Origin of the sequence: Marivivens sp. JLT3646 (assembly GCF_001908835.1) — a bacterium.
Taxonomy (GTDB): Bacteria; Pseudomonadota; Alphaproteobacteria; order Rhodobacterales; family Rhodobacteraceae; genus Marivivens; species Marivivens geojensis.
Genome location: NZ_CP018572.1, coordinates 353,819 through 367,282 on the forward strand (window position 1 = coordinate 353,819; position 13,464 = coordinate 367,282).

15 protein-coding genes are annotated in these 13,464 nt (G+C 56.1%); 5 read left to right on the forward strand and 10 right to left on the reverse strand.

All coding sequences use genetic code 11. The features are described from left to right. Window positions 1–9 precede the first annotated feature (9 nt). Both BSK21_RS01815 and BSK21_RS01820 read right to left on the reverse strand, forming a co-directional pair. Complete coding sequence (locus tag BSK21_RS01815; protein WP_074038941.1) at window positions 10–762, reverse strand: tRNA1(Val) (adenine(37)-N6)-methyltransferase; 753 nt, start codon at window positions 760–762, stop codon at window positions 10–12. Continuing rightward, window positions 759–974, reverse strand: coding sequence for a DUF2007 domain-containing protein (locus tag BSK21_RS01820; protein ID WP_074038942.1), 216 nt, complete (start codon window positions 972–974; stop codon window positions 759–761). The genes BSK21_RS01815 and BSK21_RS01820 overlap by 4 nt, the downstream gene beginning before the upstream one ends. A 55-nt stretch (window positions 975–1,029) precedes the next feature. On the opposite strand from BSK21_RS01820, the gene BSK21_RS01825 reads away from it, so the two are divergent. After that, on the forward strand, window positions 1,030–2,028 hold the full coding sequence (locus BSK21_RS01825; RefSeq protein ID WP_067550570.1) for a polyprenyl synthetase family protein: 999 nt from the start codon (window positions 1,030–1,032) through the stop codon (window positions 2,026–2,028). Here BSK21_RS01825 and BSK21_RS01830 read toward each other — a convergent pair. The 3 genes from BSK21_RS01830 to BSK21_RS01840 all read right to left on the reverse strand — a co-directional run bounded on the left by BSK21_RS01830 (window position 2,021) and on the right by BSK21_RS01840 (window position 6,323). Beyond that, on the reverse strand, window positions 2,021–2,881 hold the full coding sequence (locus tag BSK21_RS01830) for a 4-(cytidine 5'-diphospho)-2-C-methyl-D-erythritol kinase (RefSeq protein ID WP_067550296.1): 861 nt from the start codon (window positions 2,879–2,881) through the stop codon (window positions 2,021–2,023). The genes BSK21_RS01825 and BSK21_RS01830 overlap by 8 nt on opposite strands. After that, complete coding sequence (locus tag BSK21_RS01835; RefSeq protein ID WP_067550294.1) at window positions 2,868–4,607, reverse strand: tetratricopeptide repeat protein; 1,740 nt, start codon at window positions 4,605–4,607, stop codon at window positions 2,868–2,870. The genes BSK21_RS01830 and BSK21_RS01835 overlap by 14 nt, the downstream gene beginning before the upstream one ends. Window positions 4,608–4,676: 69 nt before the next feature. Then, window positions 4,677–6,323, reverse strand: coding sequence for an electron transfer flavoprotein-ubiquinone oxidoreductase (locus tag BSK21_RS01840; protein ID WP_067550292.1), 1,647 nt, complete (start codon window positions 6,321–6,323; stop codon window positions 4,677–4,679). A 321-nt stretch (window positions 6,324–6,644) separates the two neighbouring features. Here BSK21_RS01840 and greA point away from each other — a divergent pair, with 321 nt between their 5' ends. From greA to BSK21_RS01860, 4 genes are all read left to right on the forward strand, one after another. Next, complete coding sequence (gene greA / locus BSK21_RS01845) at window positions 6,645–7,115, forward strand: transcription elongation factor GreA (protein WP_067550290.1); 471 nt, start codon at window positions 6,645–6,647, stop codon at window positions 7,113–7,115. 19 nt (window positions 7,116–7,134) lie between these two features. Then, entirely contained in the window at window positions 7,135–8,124 is a 990-nt protein-coding gene (locus BSK21_RS01850) for a hypothetical protein (protein WP_067550288.1), read from the forward strand. 85 nt (window positions 8,125–8,209) lie between these two features. Further along, window positions 8,210–8,929 carry an AzlC family ABC transporter permease gene (locus BSK21_RS01855; protein ID WP_067550286.1) on the forward strand — a complete coding sequence of 240 codons (720 nt, stop codon included), beginning with the start codon at window positions 8,210–8,212 and terminating at the stop codon, window positions 8,927–8,929. Then, window positions 8,920–9,255 (forward strand): AzlD domain-containing protein, encoded by a 336-nt coding sequence (locus BSK21_RS01860; protein ID WP_067550284.1) that lies wholly within the window; start codon window positions 8,920–8,922, stop codon window positions 9,253–9,255. The genes BSK21_RS01855 and BSK21_RS01860 overlap by 10 nt, the downstream gene beginning before the upstream one ends. Here BSK21_RS01860 and BSK21_RS01865 read toward each other — a convergent pair. From BSK21_RS01865 to BSK21_RS01885, 5 genes are all read right to left on the reverse strand, one after another. Then, window positions 9,239–9,847 (reverse strand): hypothetical protein, encoded by a 609-nt coding sequence (locus tag BSK21_RS01865; RefSeq protein WP_067550282.1) that lies wholly within the window; start codon window positions 9,845–9,847, stop codon window positions 9,239–9,241. The two genes, BSK21_RS01860 and BSK21_RS01865, sit on opposite strands and share 17 nt — an antisense overlap. A gap of 39 nt (window positions 9,848–9,886) precedes the next feature. Next, window positions 9,887–10,021: an aa3-type cytochrome c oxidase subunit IV gene (locus BSK21_RS01870; protein WP_067550280.1), complete on the reverse strand. Its 135-nt coding sequence runs from the start codon at window positions 10,019–10,021 to the stop codon at window positions 9,887–9,889. A gap of 81 nt (window positions 10,022–10,102) precedes the next feature. Next, on the reverse strand, window positions 10,103–10,570 hold the full coding sequence (locus BSK21_RS01875; protein ID WP_067550278.1) for a DUF6173 family protein: 468 nt from the start codon (window positions 10,568–10,570) through the stop codon (window positions 10,103–10,105). Window positions 10,571–10,618: 48 nt separating this feature from the next. Next, window positions 10,619–11,656, reverse strand: coding sequence for an MBL fold metallo-hydrolase (locus tag BSK21_RS01880; protein ID WP_067550277.1), 1,038 nt, complete (start codon window positions 11,654–11,656; stop codon window positions 10,619–10,621). Then, entirely contained in the window at window positions 11,656–13,356 is a 1,701-nt protein-coding gene (locus tag BSK21_RS01885; protein ID WP_067550275.1) for an acyl-CoA dehydrogenase, read from the reverse strand. The genes BSK21_RS01880 and BSK21_RS01885 overlap by 1 nt, the downstream gene beginning before the upstream one ends. Between the last annotated feature and the right edge of the window lie 108 nt (window positions 13,357–13,464).

The following is a 13,464-nucleotide window of genomic DNA, read 5'->3' on the forward strand; positions in this document are numbered from 1 at the left end:
GTAATTAAATTAACAATTTATGCTCAATTCAGCGCCATCACGTAAAATAGCGGAAGCTTCGGACGTATAGCTTTCACCGTCGGTTGTATGGCTCTCTCCAACATGCATGACAAAGGGCGCTGCGAGCTGGAAGGCCGCCCGCCCATTTTTTCGCGCCTGAACGATAAAGAGGCCTGCGCTGCGACCGTTACGAGCTGCGATAGGTTGGACGATGACCGAGCCCAGACAGGTCTGAACCGCGCTCAGCACTTCGGGCAAACGGTCTATTCGTTGGATAAGGGTAAGATAGCCCTTCGGCGCGAGTCGTTTTGCGCCGATCATCACCCAATCCGCCAAAGGGGTATCCCCGCCGAGTGCAGTATCCCGACCGAGGTCAGACGCGGCAGTAGATGCCGCGCGATCATAGTAGGGTGGGTTCATTATGATGTGATCGAATTGCTGATTTCTTAGGTCCGCAGGTAGGGTACGAAGGTCTGCGGTTATCACATGAAATGGCGCGTTGTTATCAACGGCATTCTTGCGTGCCAGTTCCGCATAGTCGGGCTGTAATTCGACGCCAGTGATCGCCAGTTCTGGAACCCGTGCGGACAGACACAGGCTCGCCGTGCCTACACCACAGCCAAGCTCCAATACGGTTTGGCCTGATTTTGCCGGAACAGCGGCGGCTAGCAGGACGGGATCAACGCCAGCGCGGTAGCCGTTGATCGGCTGCCAGACCCGAACCTTACCATTCAGAAAGTTATCACAGCTCAGGTCAGTCACAGGCCCAGATCGATTTCATTGTCGCGTAAAACAGCAGTTGCGATGAAATGATCAGCATCGCGCACTATTATGCGGCGCGGCAAAATGCCGAGGCTTCCGTCGAGGACGCTCATATTTACGTCAAACTCGAAGCAGTCTATACCCTCACCGTCTAAGAGCACCTTTGCAAAGGCGATCACAGTGGGGTCGGTTGTGCGCAAAAGCTCTTTCATACCCGAAGACGTAAGGCGGGAAACCGACTTTGCCAATAGCGCCGTGGAGCCTGTGATGAGCCTCGATGTAACTGCCACCAAACCGCATGAACGTTTGGCAGAGGCGCTGGCGCCTGAAATGGAAGCCGTGAACCTGATGATCCGTGAACGGATGTCGTCGGAACACGCCCCTCGTATTCCCGAAGTGACGGCGCACTTGATCGAAGCTGGCGGAAAACGCCTGCGCCCGATGCTGACGCTCGCTGCGGCGAAACTTTGTGGCTACGAGGGTCCGTATCACATCCATTTGGCGACAACGGTCGAATTCATTCACACAGCGACTTTGCTGCACGATGACGTTGTGGACGAAAGCGATCAGCGTCGCGGGCGTCCGACCGCGAACCTATTGTGGGATAACCAGTCGTCCGTTCTGGTCGGGGATTACCTGTTCTCTCGCTCGTTCCAGATCATGGTAGAAACGGGATCGATCCGCGTTTTAGGCATCCTTGCTGACGCATCCGCGACGATTGCAGAGGGCGAAGTTCTTCAGCTCACCGCAGCGCGTGATTTGTCCACGACCGAAGACACTTATCTAAAGGTGATCCGTGGCAAAACGGCGGCGCTGTTCTCTGCTGCCACGCAGGTCGGCGCGGTGATCGCTGGTGCGGATGAGAGCGTCGAGAAAGCGCTCTACGATTATGGCGATGCGTTGGGGATTGCCTTCCAAATGGTTGACGATTTGCTCGACTACGGAGGAACTGAAGCAATTGGTAAGAACATCGGCGATGACTTCCGCGAACGGAAATTGTCGTTGCCGTTGATCAAAGCGGTTGCGAAATCGGATGCGGAAGAGATGGCGTTCTGGACGCGCACCATCGCGAAGGGCAAGCAGGCCGAAGGCGACCTGGAGGCCGCACTCGACATTATGCGCAAGCATGGTGCTCTCGATGATACTCGGGTTGAGGCATTGCAGTGGGCAGCAAAGGCCAAGGCGTGTCTGGCTGAGGTGCCTTCACACGACATCCGCGATATGCTGTCCGATATCGCAGACTACGTGGTTGCGCGGATCAGCTAAGAAGCGGGGTGGGGACAACCCACCAACTTTGTTCTCGAATTTGGATCATGCGGGCGACCTGACGGGCGGCCCCCATATCCTTGACCACCGCCACGCAAGTTGCACCAGACCCTGACATGCCTGCCCAAAGAACGGCACGTTGCTGGCGCATCATGGTGAGCGCTTTGTCAATTTCAGGGGCAACTGCAGCAGCAGGTTTATGAAGATCGTTGCGCTGCTCATGCAGCCAATCCGTAAACCCATTGAGCGTAACACCAACTGGCAGTTCACCCATCGGCGGGTTTGTTTTCTGCGTTAGTCCACGAAATGCTTCGGGCGTCGGCACCTCTACATTTGGATTTACGAGGACAAGTGCCGCGCGGGGCAGGGCGGAAAAATCGCTCAGCTCTTCACCGATCCCGGCCATGCGACAGGGTGTCGGTGCGCGTAGGCAAACAGGAACATCGGCACCAAGGGCAAGGACCGCAGGGTCGTTATGCGCCAACGGTTCAACATCCCACAACTCGGCCAAAAGTTTCAGCGTTGCAGCCGCATCAGACGACCCGCCACCAATACCAGCCGCATGAGGGAGGTTCTTCTCGAGATGGAGGTGCGCACCCATCGTCACGCCGCGCTTGCGGCGGAGGGCTTCCGCAGCTTTCAGAACGAGGTTGCTTCTATCGATGGGCACACCTTCGGCAAAATGGCCTGTTACCGTCAGCCGCATATCGACGGCGCGTGTGGCCGAGATAACGTCGCCGACCTCGGCAAAAACGACCAAACTATCGAGCAAATGATACCCGTCGTCCCGCTGTCCAGTGACGTGCAGGGTCAGGTTTATCTTCGCGGGTGCTGTTGTCTTAATTGTCGCCACGGGCCACCGATAATGGGTCTTTGCCTTCCTCAATCATCACTGCATCCAAACCTATCGCTATTTTTCGGCGGATACGTGTAGCTTCGTCTTCTTCGGGATCAAAGGACAGCGCACGCTGCCACTGGAATTGCGCTTCGAGTTTGCGACCTACAACCCAAAGTGCATCGCCCAAGTGATCGTTCACCACAGGATCGGTGGCTTCTAGTTCGCTCCCTCGTTCGAGCACGGGGACAGCTTCTTCGAAACGTCCAAGCTTGAACAAGGCCCAGCCAAGGCTGTCGATGATCGCGCCATTGTTGGGTTGTGCTGCAACGGCTTGTTCGATGAGTGATAAGGCCTCGTCGAGTTTCTCGCCGCGATCGACGAGCGAATAGCCGAGGTAATTCAGCACTGATGGATGACCGGGGCGCAATTCGAGCGCGGCGCGAAAATCACTTTCGGCATCATCCCAGCGGTTCAACCGTTCCCGCGAAATCCCGCGTGCGAAATAGATGAACCACGCGCTGGACGCATCGTCGCCGTAAAGGTCGAGTGCAGTCGTATAGACGCTGTCGGCCTGTTTGTAGTCCTCAACCCGACGCAAAGAGTCGCCCAAGGTCGTAGCGACATAGCCAGACTCTGGATATGTGCGAGCCAATTGCTGCAACACCTCTATGGCGGCGTCGTTGCGTCCGTCCGCTTCGAGCACAGCCGCGCGGCCGATCTCGGCATCGAGGAACGCAGGGTCTTCGGGTGAGATCATCGCGAAAGTCGCGCTGGACAAGTCATAGCGTCCCAAGGCGTCGTAAAGTTCCGCCGTGGTCAGGATTGCGTCTGAACGGGTCGGGGCCAGTTCATGTGCAGCCCAAGAATAAGCGAGGGTGTAGGCCTCGGGTGCTTCGTCTTGGATCGCCACGGCGACTGTCAGGAACACTTCAGCGAGGCCTTCTTTGGGGTTGGTGATCCCGTCGAAAGGCACCGTTTCGCCTGCGGTGAGACGCGCCAAGAGGCTTTGTATCGCGGTGTCGCTGCTCAATGGGTCGGCGCGAGATAATAGCGCAATGGCATCATCGGTGCGGCCCAACTGTCCCAACACCTGTCCTTGCGCGATCAATGCGCGGGTGTTTCGCAACATGCTGGTGTTTGCGGGATCGCCGAACAGGTCTTCGGCCCCTTCGAAATCACCGACATAGGCCAACGCGAGCGCTTTTTGGTAGGATCCAAAGGCGGATAGCCCTTCAGTTGCGATAATTGCATCGAAACCTTCAATCGCATCGCCCACGTTTCCTTGGGCCAATGCGCCCCAAGCTTGAACGGCTCCGTCGATCATATCGCTGACGGCCAAGCCCGCCTCGAGGTCCGACTGCACCTTTGCCCAACGGTCCGCTTTGATATGGTCAAGCATCACGACCATATTCGCGATTTGGCTCACGTTTCCTTGGCTTGTCAGGAGTTGCGCAAACGGCAGCGCTGCTTCGAAATCACCAAGCGCCACGAGGGAAGACATCGCGCTATCCGCCATCCCGATATTCTCTGGGTCGATTGCCAATACGCGTTGATAATATTCCGCCGCCTGTTCGAAATCGCCTGCCGCAAAGGCCCGCTGCGCCGCGAGGTAGGGGCCTGACAAGCTATCTGCCTGAGACGACAGAGGTGCCAAACCGATATTTGCCACAGTGAGCAGCATCAGACCGAACGTGCGAATTTTCACGAAACAGCGCCCCTTATCCAGAAGTTTCAAAGACATCGTAAAGAAATGGCCCGCCGCCTGCAATCAGACGACGGGCCAAATGGGCGTGATCTCGCGGATGTGAGATTACATATTCGGGTAGTTCGGTCCGTCGCCGCCCTGTGGGACGGTCCAGTTGATGTTCTGAGACGGGTCTTTGATGTCGCAGGTTTTGCAGTGGACACAGTTCTGGAAGTTCACTTGGAACTTCGGACCGTCTTCGCCCTCAAGGACCTCATAGACCCCTGCAGGGCAATAGCGCTGCGCAGGTTCATCGAACTTTGGCAAGTTGACCGAGATCGGCACCGAGGCGTCTTTGAGCTGAAGGTGGCAAGGCTGCGACTCTTCGTGGTTAGTAAAGCTGAACGAAACGTTGGTCAGGCGGTCAAACGATAGAACGCCATCGGGTTTCGGATAGTCGATCTTCTGGTGCTTCGACGCTTCTTCGGTCGAGGCTGCGTCGGTTTTGCCGTGGCGCAGAGTGCCAAAGAACGAGAAGCCGAGCGTGTTGGTCCACATGTCCAGACCACCCAGCGCAAGACCACCCAAAAGACCGTATTTCGACCACATCGGTTTCACGTTGCGGACCTTCTTGAGGTCGTTGCCAATCACGCCTTCGCGGACGCGAGTGTCGTAGTCAGCCAGCACATCGCCCGAACGACCCGCTTGGATTGCAGCAAATGCGGATTCCGCCGCTTCGATGCCCGAATGCATCGCGTTATGGTTACCCTTAATGCGCGGCACGTTGACGAGGCCTGCCGAACAACCCAGTAGCGCACCACCGGGGAACGCGGTCTGCGGGATCGACTGATAGCCGCCTTCAGAAATCGCACGCGCACCATAAGCTACGCGTTTGCCGCCTTTGAGCAGTTCGGCCACCATCGGGTGGTGCTTGAACCGCTGGAATTCCATGTAGGGGAACAGGTGCGGGTTTTTGTAGTTCAGGTGAACCACGAAGCCGACGTAAACTTGGTTGTTGTCGAGGTGGTAGATGAATGAACCGCCGCCAGCTTCGGACCCCAGAGGCCAACCCATTGTATGGGTCACAGTGCCCTCTTTGTGCTTGGCGGGATCGATCTCCCAAATCTCTTTCATGCCGATGCCGAACTTTTGTGGGCAGTGGCCTTTGGATAGGTCGTATTTCGCCATAACCTCTTTGGAGAGCGAGCCGCGCACACCTTCAGAGAGGAAAACATATTTGCCACGCAGCTCCATCCCCGGCTCGGTGTTCGGGCCGTAAGAACCGTCAGCCTCAAGCCCAAAGACACCGGCAACAACGCCAGCAACTTCGCCGTTTTCGCCGTAGACTAGCTCCGAACAGGACATGCCCGGGAAAATCTCGACGCCCAGTTCTTCGGCCTGTTCTGCCATCCAGCGACAGACGTTCGCCATCGATACGATGTAGTTGCCGTGGTTGTTCATCAGCGGCGGCATCGCAGCGTTCGGCAGGCGGATACCGCCCGCTTCGCCGAGGAAGTAGAAGTTGTCTTCTTTAACTTCTGTTTTGATCGGCGCGCCTTTGGCTTTCCAGTCGGGCATCAAGCGATCAAGGCCAGAGGTGTCCAGAACCGCACCCGACAAGATGTGCGCTCCAACCTCAGAGCCCTTTTCTAGCACGACGACGCTCAGGTCGGCATCCAGTTGTTTCAGACGGATCGCAGCCGAAAGCCCAGCAGGGCCGGCACCGACGATCACAACATCATAGTCCATTGCTTCGCGTTCGATGGCGGTCATGGCATTTCCTTTTGTTCTCAGCGCGTCGCGCTTGGGTAACATTCTTTCGCAAAAGGACTAAACTAGACGCAACCCTTGGGCAATCACGACACGGCGTTATTTTGCTGCATTGCGACATTTGGACGAGGTATCGGCGTTAAAATATCGTGGGCGTTTCTCCGTCTTAAGGTAGAGCGCTGCGATATATCGGTCCGTTATCCCCTTAAACGCCTTGGCTTATTGATTTCTTGTAGCTTTAATCGATATGCGGGGCTATTGACTTTTGACCTGCCCGATAGGTTATGGGCAAGAGAACACGACAGACGTGCGACGGAGTAAAATATGGAAAAGATCCCGCTGACTCGGGCCGGTTTTGACAAGATTGACGCTGAACTCAAACACCTTAAATCGGTGGAACGTCCTGCGATCATTCAGGCCATTGCTGAAGCGCGTGCGCTGGGCGATCTTTCCGAGAACGCTGAGTATCACTCTGCGAAAGAAAAACAGTCGTTTATCGAGGGCCGTATTAAAGAACTCGAAGGCGTTCTGTCCCTTGCTGAAGTTATTGATCCGTCGAAATTGTCTGGCACAATCAAATTCGGCGCAACGGTTGAACTGGTCGATGAAGACACCGACGAAGAGAAGAAATATCAGATCGTTGGTGAATACGAAGCGGATCTCGAGAACGGCAAGCTGAACATCAAATCGCCGCTCGCGCGTGCTTTGATCGGTAAGGACGAAGGTGACAGCGTCGAAGTGCGCACACCTGGCGGCGACCGTAGCTACGAAATTCTGTCGGTCCTCTTCGTTTAACGCTGGAAGGCGGCACGCCATGGGCACTGGTCTAGGCAAAGCTAAAGAAACCCAAGACGAACCTCGCTCTCTCTCGAGTGCGGAGCTTATTGGCTATTCGGTTACGTTCATTTGGCTCGTTGGTGCGGGCGCATTTTTCTATTTTGCGCCGTCGTCTGGCGATGGGTCAATGGACAGCCTGCGCTTTGTCATGACGCTTGTTGCACTGTTTTTGCCTGTGGCAGTGATTTGGGTCGCCGCCAGCGCAGCACGAACCGCGCGTATCTATCGCGAAGAAACGGAACGCCTGCGTAGCTCAATCGATGACATGCGGCAGGCGCTGTTTGCCGAGCGCGAGGCGAAGTCCAAAGCGATCACGGGACAAGTCGAAGAAAAGCTGGCTGCAATTGCGCAATCTGCGCAGAAGACAGAGACAGTTTTGGCGACGTTTTCGTCGGCCCGCCAACAAGGCCGTGTGCAACTGCCCTTGGCCAAGCCCGAACCATCAGACGGTCAGCCGAGCCTCGCCTTGGGGACCACAGCCGAAGAGCTACAGCCGCCGCTTTCGAATGCAATATTGATCCGCGCGATCAATTTTCCAGAATCGGATCAGGATGCAGATGGGTTTGCTGCCCTTCGTGCCGCACTCAAGGACCGCCAAGCCCGCCAGTTGGTTCAGGCGAGCCAAGATGTCCTTACGCTCTTGTCCCAAGACGGCATCTATATGGACGACATGCGGCCCGACCGTGCCCGTCCAGAAATTTGGCGTCGCTTTGCGAAGGGTGAACGCGGGCGTGCAACGGCGGTTCTGGGTGGGATTCGAGATCGGTCCTGTTTGGCTCTGACCTCGGCTCGAATGCGCGAGGATGCTATTTTCCGCGATGCTGCGCACCATTTCCTACGTCGTTTTGATCAGATGCTCGTGGCCTTCGAACCGCAGGCCACGGACGAGGAAATCGCCGCGTTGTCAGAAACCAGAACTGCGCGGGCCTTTATGCTTGTGGGCCGTGTGACTGGCGCGTTTGACTGATCAATTTCGTGATCGTCGAGGGGTTGTCAAACATCGAGTTTGAATAAATGATCAAATTCGACGTTTCATATTCTGGTTGATCATTATGCCCTCCTCTTCGCGTGCGTTGGCCTATCGCCAAGGTTTGACTGGCGGTTTGCCATTCATGTTCGTCGTCGTTCCGTTTGGCCTCTTGTTTGGCGTTGTTGCGATGGATGCAGGGCTGACTCTGACGCAAACCATGGGCATGACAATGCTTGTGATCGCGGGGGCCGCTCAGTTCACGGCGTTGCAGATGATGGTTGATAACGCGGGGCTTTGGTTGATCATCGCCGCTGCGTTGGCGGTAAATCTGCGGATGGCGATGTATTCCGCCGCACTGGTGCCGCATCTTGGCAAGGCCCCGCTGTGGCAGCGCGCGCTGATCGCCTACATGAATTTTGATCAAACCTATGCGGTTGCCAGCATTGCCTACGAGCAAAATTCAGATTGGCCCGTTGAACGCAAGGTTACCTTCTTTTTCGGTGTCGCCACTCCCATTGTGCCGACTTGGATTGCGGCGACATTAGTTGGGGCGTTGATTGGCAAATCTATTCCCACGGACCTTGGTATCGATTTCATTCTGCCGATCACCTTTATCGCGCTGGTTGGGCCAATGCTAAGAACGGTGCCGCAGATGATTGCGGCCTCGGTGTCAGTCGCGGTTGGTCTTATACTCTCTGGTTTGCCGTCGGGCATGGGACTTTTGATTGCTGCGGCCTGCGCCATGGCAGCAGGGGCCGCAGTGGAAATTTGGCAAGAAAAACGGAGCGCGACATGGCAGTAGATGCAATGCTGGTTTGGACGGTCATCGTCATTTTGGCCGTCGGGACATTCCTGATCCGATTTTCATTCTTGGGATTGATTGGGGATCGTCCCTTGCCGCCCATTGTCGTTCGTTTGTTACGGTTCACGCCAGTGGCTGTGCTGCCCGCACTCGTCGCGCCACAGGTGCTTTGGCCGAATGCGACCAATGGCCAGACCGATCCCGTTCGACTGCTTGCAGCGTTGACCACGCTGGCGGTAGGGATGATGACGCGTAAGGTTCTTCCTGCGATTGTCGCGGGGAGTGCGGTGCTGATTATCGGATTGCAGCTTAGCGCAGTGGGCTAACCTGAATCTGGTAGAGCACCTGCGCGTTGTCGTCGGAATCATCCTCACGCACTTCACGGGTCCGAACGCCGGGCAATTTGCCGAATTGCGTTTCCAATGTTTCCGGAAAGAACGTGACGCGGATATGTTCAAACCCCGGTAGGGATTTCAAGATGGCCGAGGTCGACCGTGCGCAATTGGCTTTCTGCACGGCACCATGTGACATCACAGCCCGAAGCGCACGTTCCGCAACATCGGCAGAGACATCGAGCTCTTGGACGACAGTGTAGAACGTCGCACGGGAATGGTAAGAGATATAGTATTCTTCGATCTGTGGCGTGACACCGATGATGACATCGTTACGTTCAGGGATCGAAGGATGTTTGAACGATCCGGCGGGGTCCCAAATGACCCGTTCGGAAGCGTTGACCATGAGGCTCGTATGGGCGCCGCGGCCAGAGCCTACGTTGCGCATGGTCATAAGGGTAAGGCGCGGCGGGCCATCGTGATGATAGCGCATGCTGGCGACCTGATTGTCAGGTGCCCAGACGGGTTCGGCGGCGCAGCCAGCCAATGCCAGCGGCGCACCTATTAAGAATGATCGCCGATCCATCAATGCGCGCCCCCAAGCGCGAAATTTGTGACTTGCTGATTAGCCGTTAATCAGAGCAAGCAACACCAGTGCGACAATACAGATTGTCGCGACACGGGATGAGAATTTTACGAAGCCTTCAAAGGTTGCTTCGTGTGTGCTGGCGTCCATGGTGCCGTGCTTATGTTCAGCCATGTGAGGCTCCTTCTCGAATTCTGTTCGCTTTGCGCGTGGATAGACGATTCAATTCTGTCTGTCACGATGTCAAAATGTCCATCATGCTATCGTTTCGAGGTCTTTCGCCAATTCAAACCCGATCCGCGTGGGCTCTGCTTGCTCTGTTGGTTTTGGAAGGGCCATCAACATCACGTTTAGCTGCGCCACGTGCTGAATCAATTGGGTGCGGGTGCCCGTGTCGGTGCTCCCGTAGAACGTCACGATATCGGGGTCGAAATACCCCAAACCTTCTATCCGCATTACGCCCGCGTCCGAGCCAGTAAAGCCCATGGCGACCTCTTGGTCTGCGTTCAGCTGCTTTTCAAAATTTTGAATATACAGGATCAGGCGTTCATAGGCCCACCGCGCAGCGCTTTTCTCTTCACCGTTATCTTGAAGGTTTGACGGAATATGTGTCGGTGCTGCGGACTGTGCATGAGGACTCAGGTGAACCTCATGAAGTGCGGGTAGGACTGCGTTCTCGGCGTATTCCGCCGAGGTTTCGATAGTGTCGGAAAGTTCGCTCATTGGTGCCCCCATGGTCTGGGATAACACTAGCCTTCTCTGCCCAGAGGTCTAGACCCGTTGCCAGAGCCACGCGCCATCTGGTCCCATTACACGAGTCACGCGACCCTGTTTTAAAAGGTGATTGAGATGGGCAACCGTTTCGACAAAGGCCAACCCGTATTGATCACCAGTAATCTCGCGTTTGAACAGCGGGATAAAGCAGTCACCACCAACACGAGGTGTCGATAGGTGCTCTTCGATGCGGTTAAGCGCACCTTCATGGTTTTCGATTAATTGCTGAAGTCGAGTTGGTAGCCCGTAGTAGGGCAGTTTGTGTCCGCCCAGAACGAAATGCTCATGGCTGGCGATCTGGGCGAACTGACGGCAGGACCACAGCCATTCGCCCAATGGATCGCCTTCTGGTTCTGTCGGGTAGACGCCGATATTCGGGCTGATGGACGGCAGCAGCTGATCGCCGCCCAAAACAAGGGCGTCATCGCGGCTCCAGAATGTTGCGTGTTCTGGCGCATGGCCGTCGCCCATCCGTATGTCCCACGTGCGCCCACCCATGGTGATCGTCTCACCGTCGCAAATGCGCGTGTAGCCCGCAGGGAGCGGCAAAACGCAGTCGGCAAAATTAAACGGACGTTCCGTTTCGCGCTGCTTAAGAACCTCGGCCGCCATGCCATTGCGCCGGTAGAAGGCAAGGTTATGGGCCGAGTAATTGGGTTGCTCATCCATGGTGAGCATGCGCGTCAAAAGGTAAGCCGTACGGGGCATCACCAGTTCCGCCCCAAGGTCTGTCAACCACCCAGCCAAACCCACATGGTCGGGGTGGTGGTGGGTTAAAACAACCCGCTTGATCGGCTTGCCAGCCAGAGGCCCCGCCATCGCGGTTTCCATCGCGGCACGGCATTTCCGCGTGTTAATGCCAGCGTCAATCAGGGTCCAGCCATCGCCGTCGTCCAGCGCGTAGACATTCACATGGTCAAGCGCCATAGGCAGCGGAAGGCGGATCCATAGGACGCCTTCCGCTATTTCGATGGCCGCACCATTTTCTGGCGGTGTTTCATGCGGGTAGCGGATCAGGCTTTTGCTGCCGTCCATCACGCTGCCAGATCGTCAGGCGAGATTGCCATAAGATCTTCGCTACCTTCGCGCACGTGAGCGCAGAGGCTGACATGTTCGGGCAGCAGGCGTTTGATGTAGAATGCCGCCAGTTTCTCGCGAGTTTCGTCGCCTTTGAGTGCCGCTGTCAGGTGGTAGTGGCCACCCAGAACACGTGCGAACGCACGCAAATATGGAACGGACACAGCAAAGCGATCGGTCATGTCTTGGCCGACCAGCCATTCCGTCGTCTCACGCAGGGTTTCTGCGGATTGCCAGACGGCTTCGGCAAGCTCGGGCAGGCTCGCTTTTGCGGCGTCTGCACCTGCTTCAACTTCGTCGAGCAGGCGATAGGCTGCGTCGCCGCCGTCCATCATTTTACGCCCAACAAGGTCCATCGCTTGAATGCCGTTTGTGCCTTCGTAAATCGCGGTCACACGAACATCGCGCAAATACTGGGCTGCGCCTGTTTCTTCGACAAAACCCATGCCGCCGTGAACTTGGATGCCCGTATTGGCCACATCAATGCCAACATCTGTGCCGAACGCTTTTGCTATCGGGGTGAGTAGTGCCGCGCGGGCTTTCCATTTCTCGTCATTCGTCGCGATGCCCATGTCAATCGCGGTGCCACACGCCAGCGCAATCGTGCGTGCGGTAAAGATTTCGGCCTTCATCGTTGCCAGCATCCGGCGCACATCGGGGTGTTCAACGATGGTGCCAGTGCCGCCAACTTTACCCTGTTTGCGGTCCATCGCGTAGGCCAAAGCGGCTTGATAGGCGGCTTCGGCGATTCCGATCCCTTGGGTGCCGACACCCAAACGAGCATTATTCATCATGGTGAACATCGCGGCCATGCCACCGTTTTCGGGGCCGACCAGCCAGCCACGCGCACCTTCATAGCTCATTACAGCAGTTGGCGAACCGTGAAGGCCGAGTTTATGTTCGAGGCTCACAACACGCAGGTTATTTCGTTCGCCCAAAGTGCCGTCTGCGTTCGGTATGAATTTGGGAACGATAAAGAGACTGATGCCTTTTGTGCCAGGAACACCATCGGGCAAGCGGGCCAAAACAAGGTGGCAGATGTTTTCGCTAAAATCGCTATCACCCCAAGTGATGTAGATTTTCTGCCCCGTGATCGCAAAACTGCCGTCGCCCAGAGGTTCCGCTTTGGATGACAGCGCGCCAACGTCCGAACCAGCTTGCGGTTCGGTCAGGTTCATCGTCCCTGTCCATTCGCCCGAAATCAGTTTGGGCAAGTACAGTTTTTTGATCTCATCGCTTGCGTGATGTTCCAGCGCTTCAATCTGGCCTTGAGTCAGCAGCGGATTGAGGTGGAGAGACAGGCATGCACCGGACAGCATGTCATTGATTGCTGTGCCGATCGCAACAGGAAGCCCCATGCCGCCGTGTTCAGGGTTCGCGCAAACGCCAATCCAGCCCCCTTCGGCGATGGCAGAAAAGGCCTCAGCGAAACCAGGGGACGTGCGAACGATGCCGTTCTCCAGCTTTGCAGGGTGCAGATCACCATTGCGCTGGACGGGATAAATGACCTCATCGCAGAGCTTGCCCGCTTCGCCTAGGATAGCGTCGACCAGATCAGGTGTGGCCTCTTCGTATTTGTCTGTTTGCGCGACGGCGTCAAAATCGACAATATGATCCATGATGAACCGAAAATCGGAAACGGGGCTACGATACGGCATCTTATGTCCTTCACTTCACGGGATTGGCCAAAGAATGGTCAGTCTATTCCACTTTATCAAAGAGTAGGGTAGCCATGCCCTCCGACCCCGCAACTGAAACGCAGCGTC